At 58.6% G+C, this 10,126-nt stretch carries 11 protein-coding genes and 1 other RNA gene; 6 read left to right on the plus strand and 6 right to left on the minus strand.

Features of this window, described 5'->3' with window-relative positions; translation table 11 throughout:
* The 4 genes from Q4D85_RS13990 to Q4D85_RS14005 all read right to left on the minus strand — a co-directional run.
* A partial coding sequence (locus Q4D85_RS13990) for a hypothetical protein (RefSeq protein WP_303201338.1) occupies positions 1-763 on the minus strand: 763 nt, incomplete at its 3' end.
* A 263-nt stretch (positions 764-1,026) separates the two neighbouring features.
* Positions 1,027-1,956 carry an SURF1 family protein gene (locus tag Q4D85_RS13995; RefSeq protein WP_303201339.1) on the minus strand — a complete coding sequence of 310 codons (930 nt, stop codon included), beginning with the start codon at positions 1,954-1,956 and terminating at the stop codon, positions 1,027-1,029.
* A 4-nt stretch (positions 1,957-1,960) separates the two neighbouring features.
* A complete protein-coding gene (locus Q4D85_RS14000; RefSeq protein ID WP_303201341.1) occupies positions 1,961-2,449 on the minus strand; it encodes a low molecular weight protein-tyrosine-phosphatase in 489 nt (162 codons plus the stop codon).
* A complete protein-coding gene (locus Q4D85_RS14005; RefSeq protein WP_303201343.1) occupies positions 2,433-3,053 on the minus strand; it encodes an HAD-IA family hydrolase in 621 nt (206 codons plus the stop codon). The genes Q4D85_RS14000 and Q4D85_RS14005 overlap by 17 nt, the downstream gene beginning before the upstream one ends.
* Before the next feature lie 24 nt (positions 3,054-3,077).
* Here Q4D85_RS14005 and cobC point away from each other — a divergent pair, with 24 nt between their 5' ends.
* From cobC to Q4D85_RS14035, 6 genes are all read left to right on the plus strand, one after another.
* Positions 3,078-4,067, plus strand: a complete 990-nt coding sequence (gene cobC / locus Q4D85_RS14010) for an Rv2231c family pyridoxal phosphate-dependent protein CobC (protein WP_303201344.1) — start codon at positions 3,078-3,080, stop codon at positions 4,065-4,067.
* Between the two features lie 20 nt (positions 4,068-4,087).
* Positions 4,088-5,227 carry a Nif3-like dinuclear metal center hexameric protein gene (locus Q4D85_RS14015; protein WP_303201345.1) on the plus strand — a complete coding sequence of 380 codons (1,140 nt, stop codon included), beginning with the start codon at positions 4,088-4,090 and terminating at the stop codon, positions 5,225-5,227.
* A 194-nt stretch (positions 5,228-5,421) separates the two neighbouring features.
* Positions 5,422-6,129, plus strand: coding sequence for a zinc ribbon domain-containing protein (locus Q4D85_RS14020; protein WP_303201347.1), 708 nt, complete (start codon positions 5,422-5,424; stop codon positions 6,127-6,129).
* A 15-nt stretch (positions 6,130-6,144) separates the two neighbouring features.
* Positions 6,145-7,290: a bifunctional RNase H/acid phosphatase gene (locus Q4D85_RS14025; RefSeq protein WP_303201348.1), complete on the plus strand. Its 1,146-nt coding sequence runs from the start codon at positions 6,145-6,147 to the stop codon at positions 7,288-7,290.
* A 97-nt stretch (positions 7,291-7,387) separates the two neighbouring features.
* An RNA gene (gene rnpB / locus Q4D85_RS14030) (RNase P RNA component class A) lies at positions 7,388-7,815 on the plus strand.
* A 30-nt stretch (positions 7,816-7,845) separates the two neighbouring features.
* On the plus strand, positions 7,846-9,252 hold the full coding sequence (locus Q4D85_RS14035) for an RNB domain-containing ribonuclease (RefSeq protein ID WP_303201350.1): 1,407 nt from the start codon (positions 7,846-7,848) through the stop codon (positions 9,250-9,252).
* 115 nt (positions 9,253-9,367) lie between these two features.
* Here the strand turns inward: Q4D85_RS14035 and Q4D85_RS14040 are convergent, their stop codons facing one another.
* Together Q4D85_RS14040 and Q4D85_RS14045 are read right to left on the minus strand one after the other, a co-directional pair.
* Positions 9,368-9,646, minus strand: a complete 279-nt coding sequence (locus Q4D85_RS14040) for a hypothetical protein (RefSeq protein WP_303201351.1) — start codon at positions 9,644-9,646, stop codon at positions 9,368-9,370.
* A gap of 238 nt (positions 9,647-9,884) precedes the next feature.
* Positions 9,885-10,007 (minus strand): hypothetical protein, encoded by a 123-nt coding sequence (locus Q4D85_RS14045; RefSeq protein ID WP_303201352.1) that lies wholly within the window; start codon positions 10,005-10,007, stop codon positions 9,885-9,887.
* Between the last annotated feature and the right edge of the window lie 119 nt (positions 10,008-10,126).

The raw sequence follows: 10,126 nt of genomic DNA on the forward strand, positions 1-10,126 counted from the left end.
TAACATCGCCGGAAATCTCATCCGCACCCACCAAAGAGGTAATCTGATTCATCCCCGATGCTACGAGTTCTGCTACCTGATCTGCTGTTTCGGCCAGTGCCTCTAATTCCCACACAACCACCTGGAAATACGACGACAACCCCGAAGGATCCACACACGCCACCGCCCCCACAGTACTAGCGTTGACCACACCAGAAACCTGACCAGCAGCCCGGGTGGTTACCTCCAGTAACTCTGCTTTGATGGTATCGGCACCTGTAAGGCATGCTTCCCACTCGGCTACCGCTTGGGTGTAGGTTACTTCGCACATCTTAAGATTCGCCTGCGCCACACTAATAGCTGCAGCATTACCTGTTGATATCGCAAGCGCAAGGTGTGCTTCAGCAGCATTCACCGCTTCAGCTGCCGTATTGACAGCTGCGTGGCACCCCATGCCGGTAAACCGCTGCGCCTGCATCTTCGTTTTAGCATCCCCCAGGCCAGCCGCATAGGTACGAATCCCGGAATACACCTGCTCACCGACACTGGAGGCAACCTGTAACTGCGACGGTACCGCCTGGCCAACGTGCTGGTTAAACGCCTCACCTTCGCTACCGACAAACCCATATGGTTGTGCCCCCACCAATGATGATGCACCCCGATTACAGTCATCGGAAAAATCCAGCCACTGCTGCGCACAGGAGATCACCGCTTGTTCATCACCGCCGATATAAAACTTAGGACGATCAAACACACTGAAATCCGGCAACAAAACAGCAGGCACATCCAACTCCCTTATGTCACATAAACAATGATCAATAGCAACCAAGCTTTAAGAACCGCCACACCGTGCACAACAACCCCTACCCCCACATAAGGGGAAACTAACCCGACCAATGAATACAACCGCTGACCGTGAGACAGCGAAAAGCAAAAACTTATGCAGCTCATACAAGTTCAAGGAGGTGAGCCGAAGACCTCATCAGCGGGCGTGAAGTGTATAACCGCACCGATTCGGTGTGTGAAGTCGGTGCGGCTGATCGGTGCTTATGAGCGTCGGCGGTAATGATTCGGGTGCTGGTTGCCGTAGCGGGATCTGGAGCGGGTAGTTGGCTGCGGTACCGTTTGCTTGGCTGGTGTGGCGGGGGAATCGGGTAGTTCGGGTTCCGAGGCGTCGGGATCAGGGCTTGCGCCGGATGTGCTGGTGGTTGCGGCCATCTCGGCTTCTTCCCGCTTGGCGCGGCGGCGTTCCTTCGCCTCAGACCAAATGAAATACCCCAACCCCAGCGGTGCCATAATGCCAAACGCTATCCACTGGAACCCATAGGAGAGGTGATTGCCCCGGTCGAGTTTCGGGATGGGGATGTAATTAAGCAGGCCTGGTTGGTCGTCGGAAAGCTGGGCGTAATCCTGCGCGAGTTTCAGCCCGGTCAGCTCACCTATTTGTTGAGTGTTGATGCCATAAACCTGGATGGGGTCGGCGGTTGTCGGTGGGTTCTGCGGGGTTGGTTCCGATACCCGCGCATGGGCGATGATCGTGACCTCACCGTTTGGTGCAGGTGGAATGGTTGGCTCCACCCCGGCGGTGACTGGTTCGAAACCACGGTTTATCAGTATCGTTTCCCCGGAGTCGAGTTGGAACGGGGTCAGTGCGTGCACCGCCGGTGTGGATTCGACTGGCCGAAGCCTCAGGATTACTTCCTTTTCAGGCAGGTAGCGGCCGCTGAGGTTAACGCGCATCCATTCTTGGTTGTCCGTGATTTTCCCCTGGGCATCGAATACCGCTGAATAGGGTTGCGGGTCGACTTTGAAGGCTTGTTCAATGTGCTCGTTGCGGTCGACGATTTGGGCGTCTTTGTTCAATTGCCAGGGGGACAAGATGGTGAAGGCAGAGTAGGAGAAGGCGATCACCAGGATGATGGTGATGATCCAGCCGGGGTTAAGGAATACTTTCCACCCGGATTGTTGGCCAGCCATGGGTTTAGCTTTCCTCCAATTCGGTTCTGATCCAGTCGATAATGCCCGGAATTCCCGCCTCGACCTGTAACCGTACCAGTTCAAAATCGGAAGCGTAACCGTAGTAGGGGTCTTCGACGTTTAAGTCGGTGTCGGCTTCTGGGTCGAAGCTGCGCCACAGTCGAATCTTGGTTTCGGGGATTCCTAGCCGCAGCAGGGATTGCACGTGGCCGGAATCCATCGCGATGATGAGGTCCGCGTTGGCGTGGGAGTCATCGAATTGTGCGGCGCGGTGTTCGTCGCCGTTGTATCCGGCTTTGCGCAATTCGGTGATTGCGCGGCGGTCGGCTTTCTCCCCAACATGCCAGCCGCCGGTGCCGCAGGAATCGACCTTGACGTCGTCGTTAAGCCCGGCGTTGCGGATGGCATGGCTTAAGATAACATCGCCCATGGGGGAGCGGCAGATATTTCCGGTGCACACAACAGTGATGTGGAGTTTATGCCCAGCGGTCACGGATGATTCCTTTCAATTCTTCTACGCTGTGCGCCACGTGTGTCGCATCAGCCCATTCCGTCGGGTTGCCGTAGCCCCAACTGACTAAAACTGTATCAATACCGTGTGCTTTTGCCCCGATCGTATCGTGGCTTCGATCGCCGACAAGCACAACATCGTCGACGTCGCCGATCTGTTCCAGGACGTTTCCGATGATGGCATCCTTGGTCGTGCGGTTCCCATCGGCGGCACCGATGATGGCGAAATACTGGTTAAGCTGGTGTAATTCCAAAATTCCTTCCGCCGCCGCGCGTGCCTTATTGGTTGCGGTGCACAATGTGTAGTCGGCCGCACGCCAGTGATCTAGTAATTCCCGGATGCCGGGGAAGACCGTCGAGTGCGCCATGCCGTCCGCGCGGTATAGTTCCCGGTAGTATTCCACCGCATCAGCACCCAAACCGACGGAGGCTAGGGTTTTATCGATTCCGGGGCCGAGAGCGGCGCGGAACCAATCGTCGTTGGGCTGGGGAACAGCAAAGTGGTCGAGGGTGCGCCGCAGGCATTGGTGAATGCCGGGTGCGGAGTCGATGAGGGTGCCGTCGACGTCGAGAAGCAAAAGGGGCATAGCACTCACTGTAAAGTATGGGCCATGCTTTCACGGATACACGGTGACATCGACGCCGCAGGTGCCGAGTGGGATTTCGCGGTCAACGTCCAGCCCGGCATGCCGACGTGGCTTTTCGACGCCTTAAGTGACGCACTTCATCGGCTCGCCAGTTATCCCAGCGATGCGGAAGTCCGTGAGGTCACCGGCATGATCGCCACCTACCACGGCGTACCGAATGATCATGTCGTGTTGTTGGCAGGTGCAAGTGAAGGTTTTGCCATGCTCCCGAAACTGGCACCAGCCCACCCGGCGGTGGTACATCCGGGTTTCTCTGAACCAGATATTGTTCTAACGGACGCTGGTTGCACCGTCGACCGGGTGGTGCTTTCGCCGCCGTTTACCCAATTGCAGGGCATTAGTGAGGCGGCGGATCTGGTCATAATTGGAAACCCCACCAACCCCACCGGGGTGTTATGGGATAAAGCTGACCTTTTGGCGCTGCGACGTCCTGGTCGGATTCTGGTGGTGGACGAAGCGTTTATCGACCTTGCCAGCGAAGAAAACTCCCTGGCGGCGGACACCGCATTGGGCGACATCATCGTGCTGCGCAGCCTCACCAAAACGTGGGGACTGGCGGGACTGCGCATCGGATATATGGTTGCTGCGCCTGACCTTTTGCAAAAGTTGACTGCGGGACGGGCCCACTGGCCGATCGGCATCCTGCAATTAGCGGCCGCCCGCGCGGTTTTCTGCCACCAGGAGCAAGAACTGCCGAGGCTGCGGTTACAAGTGGCGCAGCAGCGCTCGGAAATGATCGACAGACTCGGCTCGCTTGGTTACCAGGTTGCTGCCCCGTCACAGGCGCCGTATGTGCTTATTACCGGTGGGAACGAGGAGAAACGTCAACGACTTCTAGCCCAGAAAATAGCCGTCCGGCGGTGCGATACTTTTCCTGGACTAGGATTAGACTACTGGCGACTTGCGGTACGGGATCGACAAACCGTCGACAAGCTCATCGCCACTTTAACGTGACTGATAGGGACAAAAAGAACATGCGTGTATCCGACATTATGGCGGTACTAGATGCCGCCTATCCACCCCACCTAGCCGAAAGCTGGGACGCCGTGGGGCTGGTGTGCGGCGACCCGGAAGCAGAAGTGACCACAGTGGCATTAGCACTTGACTGCACCCAGGAAGTCGCCGAAGCGGCAGTTGATGCTGGGGCGCAGATGCTTATCGTGCACCACCCGCTTTTGATGCGCGGTGTCACATCGGTTGCAGCGAACACCCCTAAAGGCAAGGTTATTCACACCCTCATCACTGGCGGTGTGGCATTATTTTCCGCCCACACCAACGCCGACTCGGCACGCCCCGGCGTAAACGACAAACTAGCGGAATTAGTTGGCATTACTGCGACCCGACCGATCAAACCCAAACTCTTCGGGCTGGATAAATGGGGGGTGCAGGTTCCAGAAGCTGACGCAGAGGCGGTCAAAGACGCCATCTTTGCCGCAGGCGCTGGCGAGATAGGTGAGTACAGTCAATGCGCATTCAGCTTCCCCGGAACCGGGCAATTTAAGGCGTCGACAAGCGCAAACCCCGCGGTAGGAAACGTCGGCGAACTCACCACGATCACGGAACTCCGCATCGAATTTGTGGCCGGACGAAACCGCCGTTCTGCCATCATTGACGCCCTGCGCCACAGTCACCCCTATGAAGAACCCGCATTCGATATCACCAGCTTAGAACCCACCGGCGACATCAATACCGCCTACGGGCTTGGACGCATCGGCGAACTTCCCGAACCCATGCGGTTTCAAGACTTCGTGCAACAAGTCGCAAACGCCCTGCCGGAAACCGAATGGGGGATCCGCGCCGCCGGCGACCCGGATCAGCTGGTTAAGAAAATCGCCGTCAGCTCCGGCTCCGGCGACAGCTTCCTTAGCGACGTTGCAGCACTCGGCGTCGATGTTTATGTCACCTCCGATCTTCGGCATCACCCCGTCGACGAACACCTGCGGGCAGGCGGGCCGTTTATCATCGACACCGCCCATTGGGCGAGCGAATACCCGTGGACCAGCCAAGCGAAAGAAATCCTCAACCACGCGCTGCCGGAGCTTGAAGTTGATATTCTTCCCATTCGCACCGACCCGTGGACCCTATCCGCCCACCCCATCACACAATCGGACTGACCAGGCTTAGCACTACAACGCCGACGAAGCCACGCGTGCCTAGCTACACCCTTTATACGCGCCAGTTGTGCGCGATAGGTGGCCGTCTGGAGTTGTTCCACCGGAGTCGGCCGCCCGGCGCAGGAAACTCCAGACAACCGGAAATCGCCCCCCCTCAACACCCACCACTTGTACATAAGGAAAGCACAGTAAAAATGAAACTCGACCCGCACCTCCAACAACAGCTACTAGAACTTGCAACCATGCAACGAGTCGCCGCCACCGGCATAACCCGGAAACCAAGTGCCGAGGAACAAGAACTCGAAACCGCCCAGAAAGAACTCGACCGCCAGCGCAAAGCCGCCGGGGCAGCGCAGATGGCGGTCGACGACATGGAGCTGGAAATCCTGCGCATCCAAGAAGACGAACGCAAACTACGGCGTCGCGCAGCCGACGACAAACAACAACTCAGCGCCGCCACCGACCCGGAGCTACGCAAAGACCTAGAAAAAGACCTGTACTCCGCCAAATCCCGGATCGCCACCTTGATGAGCGAACTCGCCGAAGCACACAACGAAATCCATGCGCTGCGCAATAACCGCGACCTGTGCAGCCAGCGGGTGAAAGACGCACAAGAAAAAGTCGAGTCCGCACGCCGCGCCATCGAGGCGTCACCGCAGGATAACGACGCCGACCCGCTGACCCGGATCGCCGAACTGCGCGAGATACTCCCCGCCGACGTTATTGCGGAATACGACGCCCAGCGCCTCGAAAACACCGTCGGGGTCGCCGCATTCAACGGCCGCAGCTGCGGCGGATGCTTCATCGTCCTGCCACCAGGAGAGATTTCCGCGATCCGCGCCACCCCCGCCGACGAACTGCCCCAATGCCCCGACTGCGGCAGCTACCTGGTACGAAGCTAAAAGCGGGGGACCGGCATGAAAGTAATCATCGAAGCCGACGGCGGTTCGCGGGGCAATCCCGGGGTCGCTGGCTCCGGCACCCTCATTCTGGACGAAACCGGCGAGGTGCTGCGAAAAATCTCCTACGCGGTAGGCACCGCCACCAATAACGTCGCCGAATACCACGGACTGCTCAACGGACTCAAGGCAGCCAGCGAACTGGGCGCCACAGCGGTCGATGTCCGCATGGACTCCAAACTCGTGGTGGAACAAATGTCCGGGCGCTGGAAAATCAAACATCCGGACATGAAAGAACTCGCGCTACAGTGCCAAGCGTTGCTGCGGCAATTCGACGACTCGACGTTTACCTGGATACCGCGCAACGAAAACTCCCGGGCGGACGCGCTGGCGAATATCGCCATGGACGCGGTGCAAGCAGGGGCGAAACCGGGGGAAATTCCGCTTGATGCCACCACCCCCGCCGCGCCGGGTACCGAAACGCCGAAAACTGAACGTGGGCGCGCCGAATCCGCCCCAACCTCATGGAATGGTGCCACCACAACCGCCACCCGGTTTATCCTGTTACGCCACGGCCAAACCGAAATGTCGGCCAATCGGCAGTATTCGGGTCACTCCGACCCGAAGCTCACCGATATCGGCCAGTGGCAAGCATCACGGGCGGCACAGCGGCTCGCCGCCCGGGGTGGAATCGCGGCGATCATTTCATCGCCGCTGCAACGCTGCACCCAAACCGCCCAGGAGACAGCCGATGCGTTAGGCCTGCCGGTGACCTGTGACGCCGGGCTTATCGAAGTCGACTTCGGCGAGTGGGACGGGCTGACGTTCAACCAAGCATACGAGACCGACCCGGACCACCACGCCAGCTGGCTGAGCGACCCGCAGGTTGCCCCACCCGGTGGAGAATCCCTCGCACAGGCGCATCAACGGGTCGCTCGAACATTGAACCAGTTGCGGGAAACCTATGCCGGGAAAACTGTCTTGGTGGTCAGTCATGTCAGCCCCATCAAGGCAATTGTCAGCATCGCCTTGGGCGGGTCTGCCGATATGGCGAATCGGATGCACCTTGATCTGGGTTCCATATCGATCGCCGAGTTCTATTCCGACGGGCCAACCTGCGTGCGGTTACTCAACGACACCTCCCACCTGGCGCAGCCGAAGTAATACCCACAAGAAAAAGCAGGTTGGCGCGAAGATTACCGGGCAGTGGTGCGGGCAGAAATCAGGTGGCGGCATTGTGGTGTACAGTGGCTTAAGCGAATGAGCCGACTGGGCGATCGCGGCCTGCTGTGCGAACTGTCTTTCCACCCCTTAGGGTGTTATCGGCAAGCGTCAGGTCGAGGAAAGTCCGGACTCCACAGAGCAAGGTGGTTGTTAACGGCAACCCGGGGCAACCCGCGGGCACGTGCAACAGAAAGCAAACCGCCTAGGAAACTAGGTAAGGGTGAAACGGTGCGGTAAGAGCGCACCAGCACGTTAGGCGACTAGCGTGGCTGGGTAAACCCCACCTGGAGCAAGGCAAGAAGGTCGCACTGGCACTTGTGCTGGTGTGGCTGCGCAAACGTTTGAGGGCGGCTCGCCTGAAGTTTGCGGGTAGCTGCTTGAGGCGGGTTAGCAATAGCCCGTCCAGATGGATGATCGCCACCGGGTGACCCGGTACAGAATCCGGCTTATAGGTTGGCTCATTCGCCCATCCTCCCAACCGAATCCAAAGACATCATGAAGCTATACGCAGCAGACGTCGATTTCCGCCCCATTGTCGAAGAATTCAAGCTCAATGGGGACTTCACCGATGAGCAACGCGCGGAGGCAGCCGCCGCCACCGATCAGTTCCCCGACGGCCGAATCGACGCCACGGACATCCCCTTCGTCACCATCGACCCGGCAGAATCGATGGATTTGGACCAAGCGGTTCATATCGCGGCCAGCCCAACCGGCGGTTTCATCGTTTCCTACGCCATCGCCGACGTCGCCGCGTTCGTGCGGCCAGGAAGCGCGGTCTATACCGAATCTTTACGACGCGGCCAGACCCTCTACCTCCCGGACGCACCTATCCGGCTGCACCCGCCGGAATTATCCGAAGACAAAGCTAGCCTGCTGCCTGGACAAACCCGGCCAGCCGCGCTGTGGCGCATCGAATTGGACGCCGCCGGGGAAGTAGAAACCTGCCGCGTCGACCGTGCAATGATCCGTTCGGTTAAACGCTACGATTACGACGAAGCCCAGCGCGATTACGAGGCGGGGACGATTCACCCCGCGATTCAGCTCTTGCCACAGGTTGGGCAACTGCGGTCCGACAGTAGCCTCCGCGCCGACGCCGTGACGCTGAACATGCCCAGCCAGCGGGTACACCGCCGCCCCGATGGGCTTGCCGAACTGCGCATTGAACCCCGGGTGCCGATGATGGATTACAATTCCGAAATCTCACTCCTGGCTGGCATGTGCGCCGGGCGGATGATGGCCGATGCCGGGATCGGGGTGCTGCGAAGCTTAGCGTTGCCGGAAAATTCCGCCGTCACTGATTTCTGGAAAGAGACACGCACCCTGGGCTTTTCGACGCATGACGAGCAACTAGGAACATTCCTGCGCACCTTGGATAGCAGCACCCCACGGGGAATGGCGGTGATGCGGGAAGCACAGAAACTGTTACGCGGTGCCGACTACCTCAACCTCAGCACCAACGATCCGTTACCGCACGCCGGTGTCACCGGCACCGCAACCGGGGTGTATAGCCACGTCACCGCGCCGCTGCGGCGGCTTGTCGACCGATTCGCCACCGAAATCTGCCTAGCCCTCACCGCCGGTTCGAACGTCCCGGAGTGGGTAACAACGGATCTTCCTCAGGTTCTGGAAACCATGACCGAAAGCTCCCGGCTAGCGGCAACCGTGGAACGCGCCTGTCTCGACTACTGCGAAGCCCACGTGCTGCACCCGTGGATCGGGGAGCAATTCGACGCCATCATCATTCAAGCCGACCCGCACAGTGACGCTGCCCGCATCTTCATCGAAGAACCACCAGTCTTCGCCGACTGCGACAACACCACCGACGAGGAAGGAATCCGCCGCCCCGTCACACTCACCACCGCTGATCCCGCCACCCGGGAAGTGCGGTTTAGCGCGGTGTGAGCGGGAATCTTGAAAATATGCGACTGTGATGATGCGCAAAGCAATGCGAGGAAGAGGCGTCTTACCTCGAACGTTCCGGTGGTTGTTTCGGTCTGGGTCTAGAATCTGACGCACATCACCTGCCGCCCCCGCCTGCAGCAATGTACCCCGCTGCGCAAGCGATGAGTCCGAGCAAGCCGCAGCCAATGGGTATTCCTAGTGGCAGTGTTGTGAATAGCAGGACACATGCAGTTACATAAGCGATGGTTGCGATAAAGAACCACCACGCGGCGGATTGGGATCTGCGTGTGACCAGCGGGTGGCTCGTTTTGGTTTTTACAGCGGCGAAGATAGCCGTGGCGGACAGGACGGCCGCGCACGCCAAGATGAAAACCGGGTACCAGAGACTATCCAAAATTCCTCAACTTAATGGCGGTGGCAAGGACTGCAGCCACAAATTTTAGTCGCACAGCTTGGTAAATGAGTACACCTAGCACTGGGGAGCCTGAACTGGCGAGTGCTATCACGGTTGGAAGTGCTTGAGGCTGCGGTCCGGCGATCGCAACGTTCGGTTCAGTTTCAGTGCGTGCGGCGACGACATCGGCATCAATAATCTCATTGGCGATGAGCTCTTCTGCGGCAGTAACTGCGGCTTACGGCATGGCAACAGGTTCATCGTTGTGGGTTTCTTTACAGGCGTGAAAAGTATCCGCATGCGGCAAGAAAGTTGCGGAAACGAGAGAATCCCGCGCGACCAAGGCTGATGTCATGGACATTGGGAGCGAGACTGCCAGGGTCGCGGCGATAAACGCTCGACCTAACCTAGAATTCACGGAAGGTTAATGAGGTTTTCTCACCAGAGCTTCTTGTGGTTGAGGCGTAGGACAACAAGTGC

Origin of the sequence: Corynebacterium sp., assembly GCF_030532965.1 — a bacterium.
Classification (GTDB): Bacteria; Actinomycetota; Actinomycetes; order Mycobacteriales; family Mycobacteriaceae; genus Corynebacterium.

Bases quoted from the DNA above. Each gene is read 5' to 3' on its own strand.
- cobC (WP_303201344.1), top strand. From the start codon at position 3,078: ATGCTTTCACGGATACACGGTGACATCGACGCCGCAGGTGCCGAGTGG.
- Q4D85_RS13995 (WP_303201339.1), bottom strand. From the start codon at position 1,956: ATGGCTGGCCAACAATCCGGGTGGAAAGTATTCCTTAACCCCGGCTGG.
- Q4D85_RS14015 (WP_303201345.1), top strand. From the start codon at position 4,088: ATGCGTGTATCCGACATTATGGCGGTACTAGATGCCGCCTATCCACCC.
- Q4D85_RS14035 (WP_303201350.1), top strand. From the start codon at position 7,846: ATGAAGCTATACGCAGCAGACGTCGATTTCCGCCCCATTGTCGAAGAA.
- Q4D85_RS14045 (WP_303201352.1), bottom strand. From the start codon at position 10,007: ATGTCCATGACATCAGCCTTGGTCGCGCGGGATTCTCTCGTTTCCGCA.
- Q4D85_RS14025 (WP_303201348.1), top strand. From the start codon at position 6,145: ATGAAAGTAATCATCGAAGCCGACGGCGGTTCGCGGGGCAATCCCGGG.
- Q4D85_RS14020 (WP_303201347.1), top strand. From the start codon at position 5,422: ATGAAACTCGACCCGCACCTCCAACAACAGCTACTAGAACTTGCAACC.
- Q4D85_RS14005 (WP_303201343.1), bottom strand. From the start codon at position 3,053: ATGCCCCTTTTGCTTCTCGACGTCGACGGCACCCTCATCGACTCCGCA.